The sequence below is a fragment of the Pseudomonas sp. PDNC002 genome, from assembly GCF_016919445.1.
Lineage (GTDB): Bacteria > Pseudomonadota > Gammaproteobacteria > Pseudomonadales > Pseudomonadaceae > Pseudomonas.
Genome location: NZ_CP070356.1, coordinates 4,636,263 through 4,649,842, shown reverse-complemented (window position 1 = coordinate 4,649,842; position 13,580 = coordinate 4,636,263). Strand labels below are relative to the sequence as shown.

The window sequence follows — 13,580 nt, the reverse complement described above, 5'->3', positions numbered from 1 at the left end:
CAGCGGTACCAAGGTGGAGCAGTTGCCGTGCCGCTTTTGGATTGCGTCGATAAATCAACGAGTTGGCGAAAGCCCCTACGAGCCATGAGCGAGCAAGTGTCTCGCGGGCGATACATCGATGGGGCTGGAATCCGCTCCGCAGGCCCTAGCACGGGGCTTGAATCACGGATGAGCCAGAACGTGTTTCGCGGCTGATACACAACTTTGGGATAGGTGGGGTGGGGCGCAGCCCGCTTGCGTTTGGGGCCTGTCGGGGTGTTTCGGCGATGTAACAGCGCGCGCCTCTCCGGCATTTTTTTGGTACGAAAGTACGTTTTATTTTTCAATGAATTAGACAATTTTCGCCGGATCACGAACCTGCCCGGCGCAGGGCTGTCTGCTTCACCCGAGCAACAGGGAAACGCTTCTGCGACGCGTGTTCTGCCAATGCCTCGGCTGTTGGACAGGACGTGCGAGAAATTTTCGTGACATCCGTAGCAATGTGCGCCCAATGCATTAGCATGCCGACGCCGTTGCTGCGCTCACGCGCCAGGGCCTGTCGGCCACGCCGTGCGACGGCTACAACCATTAGAAACGAGCGAGCATGCGTGCCTCGCGGGGGAATGCAGTATGGATTCTTGGAGCGCCTTCCAGGCCTTCATTCTTGGCGTGGTCGAGGGGCTCACAGAGTTCCTGCCCATCTCCAGCACCGGCCACCAGATCATCGTGGCGGACCTCATCGGCTTTGGCGGCGAGCGCGCCGAGGCCTTCAACATCATCATCCAATTGGCGGCGATCCTCGCCGTAGTCTGGGAGTTTCGCCGCAAGATCCTGGAAATCGTCTGCGGCCTGCCGACCCAGCGCAAGGCGCAGCGCTTCACCGTCAACCTGCTGATCGCGTTCTTTCCGGCGGTCGTGCTGGGCGTCGCCTTCGCCGACTATATCCATCACTACCTGTTCAACCCGGTCACCGTCGCGGTGGCGCTGGTGGTCGGTGGCGTGATCATGCTCTGGGCTGAGCGGCGTCAGCACGTCATCCGCGCCGAGACGGTCGACGACATGACCTGGAAGGACGCCCTGAAGGTCGGCTGCGCCCAGTGCCTGGCGCTGATTCCGGGGACCTCGCGGTCCGGCGCCACCATCATCGGCGGCCTGCTGTTCGGCTTGTCGCGCAAGGCGGCGACCGAGTTTTCCTTCTTCCTGGCGATGCCGACCATGGTGGGCGCCGCGCTCTACTCGGGCTACAAGTATCGCGATGTGTTCCAGCCCTCGGACCTTCCCGTGTTCGCCGTCGGCTTTGTCACCTCGTTCATTTTCGCCATGATCGCTGTACGCGGGCTGCTGAAATTCATCGCCAATCACAGCTACGCCGCGTTCGCCTGGTACCGTATCGCTTTCGGCCTGCTGATCCTGGCGACCTGGCAGTTCAGTCTGATCGACTGGAGCAGTGCAAAACCCTGAGTCTGTAGTCATGGAAAAGAACGGCATCATCAGCCGCTGGGACGATGAGAAAGGCTTCGGCTTCATCAGTCCGCAGTCCGGCGGCAAGGAAGTCTTCCTGCATATCTCCGCGTTCCGCGGCGACCGGCGCCCGCTCAGTGGCGACCAGGTTCGCTACGTCGAGGGTACCGACAAGGACGGCCGTCCGCGCGCCGAGCATGCGCGGCTCGGCGCGCTGGCCATCGACACCCCGGCGATTCGCCGCAAGCCTGCGGCGGCCGCCACGCGGGAGCGCGTGCGCAGCGGCCGGGAAGTGGCGTTCCCGTCGGCGCCGCGCCGCGCGGTGGGGCGTGCGCTGCTGTGGCTGATCGTCCTGCTGGCGCTGCCCGTCATCGGCATGGCGCTGTGGCTCAAGGACGGCTACTTCGTCTGGTTCCTGCTGCTCTATCCGGTTTTCAGCGTCCTGGCGTTCCTCGCCTACTGGCGCGACAAGCGCAGCGCCGAACGCAATGACTGGCGCACGCCCGAACAGAGCCTGCACCTGCTGGAGCTGCTGGGTGGCTGGCCGGGGGCGTTCCTGGCCCAGCAAGTGTTCCGCCACAAGACCCGCAAGGTTTCGTTCCAGTTGGTGTTCTGGGCCATCGTCCTGCTGCACCAGCTGTTCTGGATCGACTGGCTCAGCGGCGGCCGGCTGCTGGGCTGGATCGGCGCGCTGATGGGCCTGGGCGGCAATCCCGCCTGAGGCCCGTCACACCGGCCAGTCGTCCCTGGAAAAACCTTCCTCGAGATAATCGAGCAGTGCCCGTACCGCCGGCAGGATGCCGCGCCGGTGCGGGTACACCGCCTGCAGGTAGGCCTCCGGTTCGCTCCAGCCGGGCAGCACGCGCACCAGCCGGCCATCTTCCAACTCTTGTGTGCAGTAGTGCAGCGGCAGCAGGGTCACCCCCAGCCCGGCCAGCGCCACATTCTTGCGCAGGTTGAAATCCTCCACCGCCAACCTCGCCTCGAGGGCGATCTCGCGAATCTCGTCGTCGGGCCCGATCAGCTTCATGTGCACCTTGCGATCACTCTCGATGGCGCCGAGGACGGGCAGGGCGGCCAGGTCTTCCGGAGCACGCGGCTTGCGCCCCTTGAGCAGCGCCGGAGCGGCCACCAGCGCGGTCTTCGCCCGGCGCAGGCGCCGCGAAATCAGTGACAGGTCTTCGTCCCCTGGCGCGCGCACCCGCAGCGCCACATCGATGCTTTCATTGAGCAGATCGACACGGCGGTTGGTCAGCAGCAACTCCAGGTTCACCAGCGGATAGGCGGCCAGGAAGCCCGGGAGCATCTCGTTGAGCGAGGTTTCCGCCAGCGCCACCGGGCAGGACAAGCGCACCCGTCCGCGTGGTTCGGCGCTGAGCTGGGCGGCGACCTCGTCTGCCATCTCGGCTTCCACCAGCATGGCCTGGCAATGTCGGTAATAGCGCTCGCCCAAGTCGGTCAGGGCCAGCTTGCGGGTGGTGCGTTGCAGCAGGCGCACGTTGAGTCGCGCCTCCAGCTCCGCCACCCGCCGCGACAGGCGTGACTTCGGCAACCCCAACAAGCGCCCGGCAGCGGCGAAGCCGCCGGCCTCCACCACCTTGGCGAAGTAGAAGAGATCGTTGAGGTCCTGCATGGTATTGTCCTACTGATGAGACGAATCATTGCATTTTTGCTGACTTATCGATGATTGGCTACATGCGTAGTCTTGCCTCCAACGACGCATTCTTCCGCCGTGACACTTGGCCAACCCGTTTGGCCCACGCTATCTGGAGAGCAAACATGAAACTGCTGCACATCGATTCGAGCATCCTGGGCGATAACTCCGCTTCCCGTCAGCTGAGCGCCGAGGTGGTCGCCGCCTGGGTTGCCGCCGAGCCGGGCGTACAGGTCACCTACCGCGACCTGGCCGCCGACGCCATCCGCCACCTGTCCTCCGCCAGCCTGGTCGCCGCCGGCACCCCGGCCGAACTGCGCGATGCCGCGCAGAAGCACGAAGCCGCCCTCGGCGAGCAGAGCATCGAGGAGTTCCTGGCCGCCGACGCCATCGTCATCGGTGCGCCGATGTACAACTTCTCCGTGCCCAGCCAGCTCAAGGCATGGATCGACCGCATCGCCGTCGCCGGCAAGACCTTCCGCTACACCGAGAGCGGCCCTGAAGGTTTGGCTGTCGGCAAGAAAGTGATCATCGTCTCCACCGCCGGCGGCATCCACGCTGGCCAGCCGACCGGTGTCGCCCACGAGAACTACCTGCAACTGGTGCTGAACTTCCTCGGCATCACCGACATCGAGTTCGTCCGCGCCGAAGGCCTGGCCTACGGTGACGAGCCGCGCCGCAACGCCATTGCCAGCGCGCAGGCCAACATCGCCAGCCAGTTCGCCGCTGCCTGATCGATTGCCGCTCCGGAGAAAGCCCCGCCTTGCGGGGCTTTTTCATTGCCCTGGCGTTGCCATCCGTCCGCTACCTCGAGCCCGGTAAAACTGGCGCGTACTATGCAGAGATTCACTCCTGGCGGCGCCGCGCGGTTCTCGCATCCCCCGACAAGCCTCGTGGCGCCTGATCTGGATACATTTCGAGGCGAACTGCACCATGGCGAGGCGCCTGCTCTGGATTGTGCTGCTCGTTACCTTCAGTACCGCGGGCTGGGCGTCGCCCGGCTGGAACGTGGGTTTCCATCGCCTGCAGGTGAGCGATCCGCTGGACCAGCAACCGATGAAGGCCATCGCCTTCTACCCGACGCGCGCGGCCGAACATCCGCTGCACCTGGGCAACTTCATCCTCGACGTCGCCTACGAAGGCAAGACCGCGAACGGGCGCTTCCCGCTGCTGGTGATGTCCCACGGCAACTACGGCACGCCGCTGGCCCACCGCGACCTGATCGAAGCATTGGTGCGCAAGGGCTTCGTCGTGGTGACGCTGTTGCACCCAGGCGACAACCTGCATGACCACAGCCGCCTCGGCGCCCTGAGCAATCTCTACGGGCGTCCGCTGCAGGTCTCCGAGACCATCAACGCGGCGCTGCTCGATCCCGAAGTGGCCAGCATCGTCGACCCACGCAAGGTCGGCGTGATCGGCTATTCGGCAGGCGGGGAGACCGCACTGATCCTCGCCGGCGCGCAGCCGCGCCTGGAGCGCCTGATCAAATATTGCCAGCAGCGCCCGGACGATAGCGACGCCTGCAGCGAGCAGGGCACCGTGCGGGCGGATCGCCGCGACCTGGTGCCGATGGCCGATCCACGCGTCGGTGCCTTGCTGCTGCTTGCGCCGCTGAGCCTGATGTACGGCACCCACGAACTGGAAGACGTGCAGGTGCCCGTGTTGCTCTACACCGGCAACGACGACCACATCCTCGACTGGAAGAAGAACGCCGGCGCCCTGGCGCGCAAGCTGCCGCAGCAGCCGGACCTGCGGATACTCGATGGCGCGGGGCACTTCGTGTTCATGGCGCCGTGCTCCGAGGAAGAGAAGGAGGCCACGCCGGACCTGTGCAAGGACTCCCAGGGCCTCGACCGCCAAGCCATTCACCGTGACCTCGCGGCCTCGGCGGCGGAGTTCTTCGACGTCAGCCTCGGCGGCGCGACGATGCAGACCTCGGGGCGCTAGGCCCTACCATCAAACCCGGTAGGAGCGGACCTTGTCCGCGAAGGGCGGACAACGTCCGCCTCCAATCGCCCCGTCGCCCCTAGAACCCCACCAACTGCCCGACGACCTGCGCCTGCGGATCATCGCTGCGGCTCACCAGCGCGTAGTTGTAGCCACCCTGGCTCCAGTAACGCGCCAGCAGGTCCCCATCGGTCCGCTGTCCCTGTGGCAGCATCTCGTGGCGCGGACCCGGCGGGCGGATGAAGAACGTCAGCCGGCGGCCCTGTCCATCTTCGTAGATCACCAGCGCCGCCGCCCCCTGTTCGGTGGCTAGCAGGCGCGCACCCACGGTCTTCAGCCCGACCTGTTCCAGTGCCGGCGGCGGCGTGGCGTCCTTCAGGTAGCGTGCCAGCCAGCCGTGCAGATCACCGCCATCGCGCAGGTCCAGCCCGCTCTGGCTGGCATCGGCGAACAACCGGTAAGCCTGTACCGCGTCCTGCATCGGCACCATGCCGCGCATCATGGCGTCGCCGCGCATCTGCCAGCCGCCCATGCCGCCGACGCCCAGCGCCACCAGCAGTGCCGCCGCCGTGGCCAGCCGGGTACGCCGGCGTTGCTGGAGCTGACGGCGAATCCGCGCCGGGTCCAACTGCTCTGGCAGCGCTCCGCGCACCTGCCCGGCAAAGGCCGCGCGCAGTTGCTGGGCATCCTGTCGCCAGCCTTCCACGCGGCGGGTATCGTCCGGGTGAGTGGCTAGCCAGGCTTCCACCCACTGGCGGCGCGACGGGTCCAGCTGGTCGTCGAGGTAGGCGTGCAGATCCTGTTCCTGGGGAGTGCCGTCGGGAATGCGTTCGTTCATTTCAGTACCCGCAAAGAAGGTGTCGCCGCCTGTCCTTCGCTCAGCGCACGCAGCGCCGTGCGGGCGCGCGACAGGCGGGACATGACGGTGCCCATGGGAATATTCAGTGCCTCGGCCACCTCGCGGTAGCTCAGGCCTTCGACGCTCACCAGCGTCAGCAGCGCACGCTGCTCGGCCGGCAGGCGCTCGAAGGCCTCCAGGGTCGAGCGTGCGCTGACGATGTCCTCGGGGGATGCGCTGACCGCGCTGTCTGCGCCGAACAAGCTGAGGATTCGCGCGTAGCGCCGCGCGCGGCGCTGCCCGTCGATGAAGTGCCGGTAGAGAATCGAGAACAGCCAGGCGCGCAGGTCGCCGTCGTCGCGGCGGCCGGTCCAGGCCGACAGCGCTTTCTCCAGCGTGGCCTGCACCAGGTCGTCGGCGCTGCTCGTGCTGCGTGTCAGCGACAGGGCGAAGCGCCGCAGTCGGGGCAGCAGCTCGCGCAATGAGTGGTCGTCCAGTGAATGCATCGGTGCGCCAGGAATGGGTGGGTTCGAGCGAGAAAGACGAACTTTGCGGCGATCTATTCCTTCCACACGAAAAAATAAATCTTTCGCCAGTGGCGGGAATAACCCCGCGCACGGTGCGTCATACCGGCTCAACGCATTCAGCCTAAGCCTGAGGAGCTGGAAATGACAGAAACACCCACACCCAACGTGCCCCTGCGCCTGGCCGCCATCGGCGCCGTGGTACTCGGCGTGGCCGCCGTCTTCGCCTACGTCGCCGGCTGGCTCGACCCGCAGCGCCTCACCCCGGGCAAGGTCATCAATACGCTGGAGCACAACGGCGGCGTCTACCCCGGCTACCGGCGCAACCACGCCAAGGGACTGTGTGTGATCGGCCACTTCGACAGCAACGGCGGGCTGGCCGATCTGTCACGCGCCAGCCTGTTCTCCGTCGGCCGCGTGCCGGTGGTGGGGCGTCTCGCCATCCCTGGTGGCAATCCCAAGGCCAGCGACGGCGCCGCGCCGATCCGCAGTCTCGCTTTGCGCTTCCTGCCGGCGGACGGACAGGAGTGGCGCACCGGCATGAACGCCATGCCGGTCTTCGTCGTGCGCGACGTCGCCAGCTTCTTCGCCCTGCAACAGGCCACCGCGCCACAACCGGGCACGGGCAAGTCCGACCCGGAAAAGGCCGGCACCTTCTTCAAGGCCCACCCGGAAACCCAGCCGTTCCTGCAATGGGTGAAATCCTCCACGCCTTCGTCCAGCTATGCCAACAGCGCCTACTACGGCCTCAACGCCTTCTACCTGGTGAACAAGGACGGCAAGGAACAGCCCGTGCGCTGGTCCGTACAGCCCGAGGCCCCGGTCGAGCCGATGGCCGCCGACAAGCGCGGCGACGCCGACTTCCTCGCCGACGAACTGGCTCAGCGCATCGCCGCCGGCCCGCTGCGTTGGCGCCTGCAATTCACCCTGGGCGAACCCGGCGACAGCACCAGCGACGCCACCCAGGCCTGGCCCGCCAGCCGCCGCACGGTGGACGCCGGCGAGCTGGTGATCGAACGCCTGCAACCAGAAATCGGCGGTGACTGCCGCGACGTCAACTACGACCCGCTGATCCTCCCCGACGGCATCCGCGCCTCCGACGACCCGCTGCTCAGCGCGCGCTCGGCCGCCTACTCGGAATCTTTCAACCGTCGCACCCGTGAGCAGGCGCAGGAGACCCACTGATGAAACCGATCTACTTCCCGCTCGCCCTGCGCGTGCTGCACTGGCTCATGGCGGTGCTGGTACTCGCCATGCTGCTGATCGGCCTGGGCATGGTCGCCAGCGTCTCCCCGCGCCACGCCGCGCTGGTCGCCATCCACAAACCCCTGGGTGCCGCACTGCTGGTGCTTGTGCTGTTGCGCATCGTCGTCCGCCTGACTCACCGAATTCCCGCGCTGCCCAGCGACATGCCCGGCTGGCAACGTAGCGCCGCGCACCTCTCGCACCTTGTGCTCTACGGCCTGCTGCTGGCCCAGCCGCTGGTGGGCTGGACCATGCAATCGGCCGGTGGCTACCCGGTCGTGCTGTGGGGTGGATTCGAACTGCCTGCGCTAGTCTCGCCGTCGGTGCAACTCCACGCCATCCTGCGCAGCGCCCACAGCGTCATTGCCTATGCCTTGCTGGCGACCATCCTCCTGCACCTCGCCGCCGCACTGTTCCATGGGGTCATCCGTCGCGACGAAGTTCTACCCAGCATGACCGGCGCGCCGATGCCGCGTGCTTCTTCTCGTGGAGATCGACCATGAAAGCGCTGGCCATCGCCTTGGCTTGCTTCTCCTTTTCCTGCGCGGCTCTCGCCGCGCAGGACGCACCACCTGCGCAGGATTACCACTTCGGGCAAAAGCTCGATATCAAGCGCGTGGTACAGGCACCGGACCTGGACTTCTGCGGGATTCGGGAGGTGGAGATGACTTATGAGGACAGTGCCGGAAAGTTGCATACGCTGCGGTACCCGGTGTGGGGGCAGGGGTGCGGGAATGAGAACTGAAGGAAGCCAATAAGACAGGTGGGCGCGCGCTATCCCTGCATGCCCACTTCTTGTCTGATCGACGTCAGAACACGCCCGGCAAGTCGCTAGCCGGAGCTTCGGTTCCTGACCAGCTTATGGATCGCGAGAGAAATGATCGGTACGCCCAGCGCATGTGAAGTCTCGATATCGGCGCCGTCCGCATTTCCCTGGAGCCATCTGCATCATGCCTTGCTGGCCTCATCATGAGGTGTCGTCATCTGTGGACGCAGGGCTATCCGCATCTTGCGTCCAGTTTCCACAAACGGCGTCACGATCAGGCTCCACAGTGACGAATACTTCGCATCGTCATGCTCCCCGGCGCCGAACTGGATCGGCTCCGGCGTGCGCTGGGTGACGTAGAGCGTGCCGAACATCCAGTCCCACAGCGACAGGTTGATGCCGAAGTTCCTGTTGAAGTGGCGGGGCGCGTCGCTGTGGTGGATCTGGTGCTGGGCGGGGCTGTTCACCACGTGCTCGATCACCGGCCCGAACGACAGCCAGACATGGCTGTGGCGCAGGTTCGTGGCCAGCACGTTGAACAGCAGGATCAGGTAGGTCACGCCGAACAGCGTATAGGCGCTGACCTGCCCGCCACAGACGTACCAGAAGATACCGGCGTAGGCGCCGAGCAGCGCGGTCCCGGCCAGGTTCGCCGCCAGCTTCTCCACGAAGTGCACGCGGCTCGCCGTGATCGGCGTCAGCACCGCCGCCGAGTGATGCACCTTGTGGAACGCCCACAGCCAGCGCGAGTGGAAGGCGCGGTGCACCCAGTAGTTCTTGAAGTCACTGACGAGGAATACTCCCAGGCCGTAGAGTAGCGACAGGCCCAGGTTCTCGCCCACCTGCGGCCGTGCGCCCCACAGATTGGTGAAGAAGGCGATGTAATCGCCCGAACGCAGGATGTACGGATCGACCAGCCCGACGATGGGCACCAGCAACGCCACATTGAGGATGCCGCGCACCAGGTAGTAGCGGTAATCCAGCAGCGCCGAGCGATGGAAATTCACCCGCGCGCCGCCGATGAACTGCCAGAACGATGCCGACTGCGTCAGCCCGCGATGCTGGCGGAAGCGGAACAGGACATAGGCGATAGCGTAGGAGCACAGCAGGAACACCACGCCCACGCGGCCGCTCAGGTCGAAGAGGCTGGAGAGTTGGCCGACCACGGGGTCCACTACCAGGGCGGATACCCGGCTATGCGGATGCGAGAACTCGATCATGCTGGCTCAAGTGCGGGGGGGGCCTCGAATACCGGGGGCTGGGACTGCTGGGCGCCTGCGCTTTAGCTCAACCTGCAGCGCGGTACAGGCTGGCGTTAGCATGAGACGTGTCGGCTGCTGCTGTCAAAGCCGAGGGCGGGGGAGACTGCAGACGAATGCGGCGGAGAATCCACGGGCTCCGATGGTGACGGGATCGCTCTATTTCTTGGCAGAAACCGCGTTCTGATTCACAGGCGTGTGCTCGGGGAGCGAGAAGGGACTGTGTTATTTTTCCGTGCCGCTGGGCATCTATCACAGGGATGAGAGTCGATGGTGCGCTTGATACTGAAGGTGGTCGTGGTGTTCTTGCTCAAGGTCGGCGTGTCGCAAGCTGACTACATGGATTATCACTTCAAGATGCATTGCGATGCTGCAAGCAATCGGGCAGAAGTGGTTCCCTATGCGATTTATAACGAAGATGTGTTCAGTACTTCTCCGCAAGATTGTGCTTTCGCTAATGGACGGATAGTCCGCGCGAAAATGGGGCTGGGCGCAGCCTATCCCTATGGTGCCGGTGGTGCGGATCCATCGAAGTGGCTCAGTGTATGGGTGGACAAGGCGAAAGTGTTCAGCCGAATTCCTTTTAGATGTGACGAGGAAGGTTCGTGCAGTCTTCGTGTCATCGTTACTGCCGAAGGAGTTGAGACGTGCACGAAAGCGGCATCCGATGTTGAGTCGTCGAGCAAGTCTGAAGCCCCCTGCGAGTTCACGCCGAACAAGGCGCTTATCAAAGCGAAAGATGTAATCGAGTACCCGGCTGGGAAAGACCGGCGACGACCTGTAGAGGGGGCTCTGGTAACACTCTTCGCGCGCGATAAAAATTTCTGCAGTCAGTTTTCCTTACGCTCTTCGAGTAGGAAGCTTGGCGATAATTTCGACTCCCCTGCCGGACTGCCTGCTGGGGCGCAACCTATCGCTGAAGAATCTTCTTTTTCCTACGAGTACATGGGTGAATATAAAAAATACAGTTTTGATATCGATAACGACGGCACGAAAGAATCGGTAATCGGACTGCATTCGCGAATGCATTATCGGGATGGCGATATTTACTTCGTCTATGCGGATAGGGAGGTTCCCGATCCGCCGGAAGCAGAGATGGGGGTTACGGGTAGCGAAGTCATCTTCGCGAAATCAGCGACGCAAATTATTCCGCACCGCTGGTATGACCTCGCTGGGACAGCTGAGAGAGAGTTGGCAGACAAGAATGACGATGGCCGTGCTTATAAGGTGAAAAGTACCTCGGCGCCTTGGTGGGATAGCGATGACAAGCCAATCTTTACTTTTCGCTACTGGCACCTCTGGCCGTTCCGCTATAAGGACTCGACGTATTTCATGGCCTGGTCAACGGAAAGCAATAAGCGGCACTGGGTTACTGTGCTTCGACCTGAACCGAATGGTCGGGTAGCAGAAATGTGTGTGCTCCAAGTGGTCCAGGCAAGGTATTGATGGACCATATTTGATTGCTGCAATCCTTCCTCATGGCCCCGTCACCCCTGTGAAAGCGACAGGGGACAGGTTTGGCGGCGTGAATCCAACATAAGGAATAAGCACGGTAACGCTTCGTAAGACGGTGGCGCATCAATGCGTCTACGACTGTTTGCTATGGCGGGCCGTGCAGGGGGACCTTCGGGTCTGCCGGTTCGCCAACCTTGCGCGGTTCTGCCATCCACCCGTTTGGCGCCGGCCATGGCGGCTTCTTCAACATAGGCGCTGTTCCATGGGCGACGTCTACATCCCCACCGTATTCCACCGCTACAACCGTCCTCTGTGCGGCGTCCTCATCGACAACCAGCCCTGATTGGTTGCCCGCGAGGGGGGGCATCTGATCCGCGAGCGGGTCTTTTTCGTCTGGATGATGATCTCTTTCGCGAAGCGCACTTGGTGACGGGTGGTGGCGAGGAGGTCGTGCTGCTGGTGAATGACTTTGGCGTCTTCCATGTTTTGCACCGGTGCCGATGGGTGAGGTGCCTCGGTTGATGCGGGAGGAAAGGCGGGGAGAGGGTGGCGACGAGAATGACTCGGGATCTAGAGCGCGCTACTTCGCGAGCAAGCTCGCGATTACAGAGTCGTATGTGCGGCCAAGGAGCGTTTGGCGCTGGGCGTTGCCCTCTCCCCAGCCCTCTCCCTGAAGGGAGAGGGGGTATTCGAGTGGGGCGTGTCAGCTGCGCTCTTCCGGCACTTCGGTATCAGGGGAAAAGCCAGGGTTGCGCTTCACTCTGATCCAGTCCCCTCGGTGAGTCACCTCAGAAAATGTAATCCGTGGTCAGGAAGTTGGAGTCGCGATCGCGGATGATCCGGCTGATTAGTTCCTTGTTGGCGTCGGTGAAGCGCGTGGCGACCAGGGTGCGGATGGAGAAGGTGCGCAGGGCGTCGTGGACAGAGAGGGTGCCTTCTGCGGAGTTCTTGCGGCCGTTGAAGGGATAGCTGTCCGGGCCGCGCTGGCACTGGGCGTTGATGTTGATGCGGCCGACCTGATTGACGAAGGCGTCTACCAGCGGGCCGACCTTTTCCGGGTCGTTGCCGAACAGGCTGAGCTGCTGGCCGTAGTCGGATTGCAGGACGTAGTCGATCACTTCGTCCAACTCGCGGTAGGGCACCACGGGGACCAGCGGGCCGAACTGTTCTTCGTTGTAGATGCGCATGTCGGCGCGCACCGGGCTTAGTAGGGCGGGGTAGAAGAAGCTTTCGCGGCTCTCGCCGCCGCCTTCGTTGATGACCTTGGCGCCCTTGGCCAGGGCGTCCTGCAGCAGGTCGTTCAGGTAGTCGACCTTGCCCGGCTCGGGCAGCGGCGTCAGTGCCACGCCCGGCTCCCAGGGCATGCCGGGTTTGAGTTCGGCGAGCTTGGCGCTGAACTTGTCGAGGAAACTCTCCAGCACGTCTTCGTGGACGAAGAGGATCTTCAGCGCGGTGCAGCGCTGGCCGTTGAAGGAGAGGGCACCGGTAATGGCTTCACTGACGGCGTTATCGAGGTCGACACTGGGCAGGACTATGCCGGGGTTCTTGGCGTCGAGTCCGAGGGCGGCGCGCAGGCGGTGCGGGCGTGGGTGGAGTTTCTTCAGGTCGGCAGCGCCGGAGTGGGTGCCGATGAAGGCGAAGACGTCGACTTTGCCGCTGGCCATGAGCGCGCTGACGGTCTCGCGGCCGCGTCCGTAAATGACGTTGATCACCCCCGGCGGGAAGCTGTCGCGGAAGGCTTCGAGCAGCGGGCGAATCAATAGCACGCCGAACTTGGCGGGCTTGAAGACCACGGTGTTGCCCATGATCAGCGCCGGGATCAGGGTGGTAAAGGTCTCGTTCAGCGGGTAGTTGTACGGGCCCATGCACAGCGCTACGCCCAACGGCACGCGGCGGATCTGCCCCAGAGTTCCCTGTTCCAGTTCGAAGCGGCTGGAGCGGCGGTCCAGCGCCTTGAGCGCCTCGATGGTGTCGACGATGTAGTCGCAGGTGCGGTCGAACTCCTTCTCCGAGTCCTTGAGGTTCTTGCCGATCTCCCACATGAGCAGCTTGACCACGGCGGTGCGCTGCTCGCGCATGCGGACGAGAAAGCGCTCGATGTGGGCGATACGCTCGGCCACGCGCAGGTTGGGCCATTCGCCCTGGCCGTTGTTGTAAGCGGCCACGGCGGCGTCCAGCGCGGCGAGGGCGGCGTCGGCGTCGAGCAGCGGCGTGCTGCCGAGGATGACCTGTTCGTCGCCCTCGTTGGTGGCGAGGAAGATCGGGCTGCGCACCGGCGCAAGCGGGCCGTCCCAGCGGCGCAGCTCACCGTTGACCAGGTACTCGCGTTGTTCGACCGGCGCGTCGGGGCGCCAGGTGTCGGGGATGTCGGTGAGGCGGGGGAACAGATGGTCGAGCGAGTGGTTCTCTGGCATGACTCATCCCTCGGGGGAAGGTGGGCGACTGGTCTGTT

Annotated in this window: 13 protein-coding genes; 8 read left to right on the top strand and 5 right to left on the bottom strand. The window is 64.0% G+C overall.

The window, feature by feature from the left end:
• Positions 1 to 609: 609 nt before the first annotated feature.
• Positions 610 to 1,440: an undecaprenyl-diphosphate phosphatase gene (locus JVX91_RS20965; protein ID WP_205336071.1), complete on the top strand. Its 831-nt coding sequence runs from the start codon at positions 610 to 612 to the stop codon at positions 1,438 to 1,440.
• A 10-nt stretch (positions 1,441 to 1,450) separates the two neighbouring features.
• Positions 1,451 to 2,161, top strand: coding sequence for a DUF1294 domain-containing protein (locus tag JVX91_RS20960; RefSeq protein WP_205336070.1), 711 nt, complete (start codon positions 1,451 to 1,453; stop codon positions 2,159 to 2,161).
• A gap of 6 nt (positions 2,162 to 2,167) precedes the next feature.
• On the opposite strand, the gene JVX91_RS20955 is transcribed toward JVX91_RS20960, so the two are convergent.
• Entirely contained in the window at positions 2,168 to 3,073 is a 906-nt protein-coding gene (locus tag JVX91_RS20955; RefSeq protein WP_205336069.1) for a LysR substrate-binding domain-containing protein, read from the bottom strand.
• Between the two features lie 146 nt (positions 3,074 to 3,219).
• Between JVX91_RS20955 and JVX91_RS20950 the strand changes: the two genes are divergently transcribed.
• Together JVX91_RS20950 and JVX91_RS20945 are read left to right on the top strand one after the other, a co-directional pair.
• The gene (locus JVX91_RS20950; RefSeq protein ID WP_205336068.1) at positions 3,220 to 3,828 is read left to right on the top strand and encodes an FMN-dependent NADH-azoreductase; all 609 of its coding nucleotides are present in this window, start codon (positions 3,220 to 3,222) and stop codon (positions 3,826 to 3,828) included.
• 199 nt (positions 3,829 to 4,027) lie between these two features.
• Positions 4,028 to 5,041: a dienelactone hydrolase family protein gene (locus JVX91_RS20945; RefSeq protein WP_205336067.1), complete on the top strand. Its 1,014-nt coding sequence runs from the start codon at positions 4,028 to 4,030 to the stop codon at positions 5,039 to 5,041.
• Between the two features lie 79 nt (positions 5,042 to 5,120).
• Here the strand turns inward: JVX91_RS20945 and JVX91_RS20940 are convergent, their stop codons facing one another.
• Together JVX91_RS20940 and JVX91_RS20935 are read right to left on the bottom strand one after the other, a co-directional pair.
• Positions 5,121 to 5,879 (bottom strand): anti-sigma factor, encoded by a 759-nt coding sequence (locus JVX91_RS20940; RefSeq protein ID WP_205336066.1) that lies wholly within the window; start codon positions 5,877 to 5,879, stop codon positions 5,121 to 5,123.
• Positions 5,876 to 6,385, bottom strand: a complete 510-nt coding sequence (locus JVX91_RS20935) for a sigma-70 family RNA polymerase sigma factor (RefSeq protein WP_205336065.1) — start codon at positions 6,383 to 6,385, stop codon at positions 5,876 to 5,878. The genes JVX91_RS20940 and JVX91_RS20935 overlap by 4 nt, the downstream gene beginning before the upstream one ends.
• Positions 6,386 to 6,547: 162 nt before the next feature.
• Between JVX91_RS20935 and JVX91_RS20930 the strand changes: the two genes are divergently transcribed.
• The 3 genes from JVX91_RS20930 to JVX91_RS20920 are packed head-to-tail and all read left to right on the top strand — an operon-like array spanning position 6,548 to position 8,393.
• Entirely contained in the window at positions 6,548 to 7,588 is a 1,041-nt protein-coding gene (locus JVX91_RS20930; protein ID WP_205336064.1) for a catalase family peroxidase, read from the top strand.
• Positions 7,588 to 8,151: a cytochrome b gene (locus JVX91_RS20925; protein WP_205336063.1), complete on the top strand. Its 564-nt coding sequence runs from the start codon at positions 7,588 to 7,590 to the stop codon at positions 8,149 to 8,151. The genes JVX91_RS20930 and JVX91_RS20925 overlap by 1 nt, the downstream gene beginning before the upstream one ends.
• The gene (locus JVX91_RS20920) at positions 8,148 to 8,393 is read left to right on the top strand and encodes a DUF2790 domain-containing protein (protein ID WP_205336062.1); all 246 of its coding nucleotides are present in this window, start codon (positions 8,148 to 8,150) and stop codon (positions 8,391 to 8,393) included. The genes JVX91_RS20925 and JVX91_RS20920 overlap by 4 nt, the downstream gene beginning before the upstream one ends.
• A gap of 203 nt (positions 8,394 to 8,596) precedes the next feature.
• Here JVX91_RS20920 and JVX91_RS20915 read toward each other — a convergent pair whose 3' ends face one another.
• Positions 8,597 to 9,634 carry a sterol desaturase family protein gene (locus JVX91_RS20915; RefSeq protein ID WP_205336061.1) on the bottom strand — a complete coding sequence of 346 codons (1,038 nt, stop codon included), beginning with the start codon at positions 9,632 to 9,634 and terminating at the stop codon, positions 8,597 to 8,599.
• Positions 9,635 to 9,943: 309 nt separating this feature from the next.
• Here JVX91_RS20915 and JVX91_RS20910 point away from each other — a divergent pair, with 309 nt between their 5' ends.
• The gene (locus tag JVX91_RS20910) at positions 9,944 to 11,119 is read left to right on the top strand and encodes a hypothetical protein (protein WP_205336060.1); all 1,176 of its coding nucleotides are present in this window, start codon (positions 9,944 to 9,946) and stop codon (positions 11,117 to 11,119) included.
• A gap of 797 nt (positions 11,120 to 11,916) precedes the next feature.
• Here the strand turns inward: JVX91_RS20910 and JVX91_RS20905 are convergent.
• Positions 11,917 to 13,542 (bottom strand): NADP-dependent glyceraldehyde-3-phosphate dehydrogenase, encoded by a 1,626-nt coding sequence (locus tag JVX91_RS20905; protein ID WP_205336059.1) that lies wholly within the window; start codon positions 13,540 to 13,542, stop codon positions 11,917 to 11,919.
• Positions 13,543 to 13,580 lie beyond the last annotated feature (38 nt).

What these genes read in the sequence shown, in the direction of transcription:
- JVX91_RS20945 (WP_205336067.1), top strand. Translation starts at nt 4,028, where the DNA reads ATGGCGAGGCGCCTGCTCTGGATTGTGCTGCTCGTTACCTTCAGTACC.
- JVX91_RS20920 (WP_205336062.1), top strand. Translation starts at nt 8,148, where the DNA reads ATGAAAGCGCTGGCCATCGCCTTGGCTTGCTTCTCCTTTTCCTGCGCG.
- JVX91_RS20965 (WP_205336071.1), top strand. Translation starts at nt 610, where the DNA reads ATGGATTCTTGGAGCGCCTTCCAGGCCTTCATTCTTGGCGTGGTCGAG.
- JVX91_RS20930 (WP_205336064.1), top strand. Translation starts at nt 6,548, where the DNA reads ATGACAGAAACACCCACACCCAACGTGCCCCTGCGCCTGGCCGCCATC.
- JVX91_RS20905 (WP_205336059.1), bottom strand. Translation starts at nt 13,542, where the DNA reads ATGCCAGAGAACCACTCGCTCGACCATCTGTTCCCCCGCCTCACCGAC.
- JVX91_RS20950 (WP_205336068.1), top strand. Translation starts at nt 3,220, where the DNA reads ATGAAACTGCTGCACATCGATTCGAGCATCCTGGGCGATAACTCCGCT.
- JVX91_RS20955 (WP_205336069.1), bottom strand. Translation starts at nt 3,073, where the DNA reads ATGCAGGACCTCAACGATCTCTTCTACTTCGCCAAGGTGGTGGAGGCC.
- JVX91_RS20940 (WP_205336066.1), bottom strand. Translation starts at nt 5,879, where the DNA reads ATGAACGAACGCATTCCCGACGGCACTCCCCAGGAACAGGATCTGCAC.
- JVX91_RS20910 (WP_205336060.1), top strand. Translation starts at nt 9,944, where the DNA reads ATGGTGCGCTTGATACTGAAGGTGGTCGTGGTGTTCTTGCTCAAGGTC.
- JVX91_RS20925 (WP_205336063.1), top strand. Translation starts at nt 7,588, where the DNA reads ATGAAACCGATCTACTTCCCGCTCGCCCTGCGCGTGCTGCACTGGCTC.
- JVX91_RS20915 (WP_205336061.1), bottom strand. Translation starts at nt 9,634, where the DNA reads ATGATCGAGTTCTCGCATCCGCATAGCCGGGTATCCGCCCTGGTAGTG.
- JVX91_RS20960 (WP_205336070.1), top strand. Translation starts at nt 1,451, where the DNA reads ATGGAAAAGAACGGCATCATCAGCCGCTGGGACGATGAGAAAGGCTTC.
- JVX91_RS20935 (WP_205336065.1), bottom strand. Translation starts at nt 6,385, where the DNA reads ATGCATTCACTGGACGACCACTCATTGCGCGAGCTGCTGCCCCGACTG.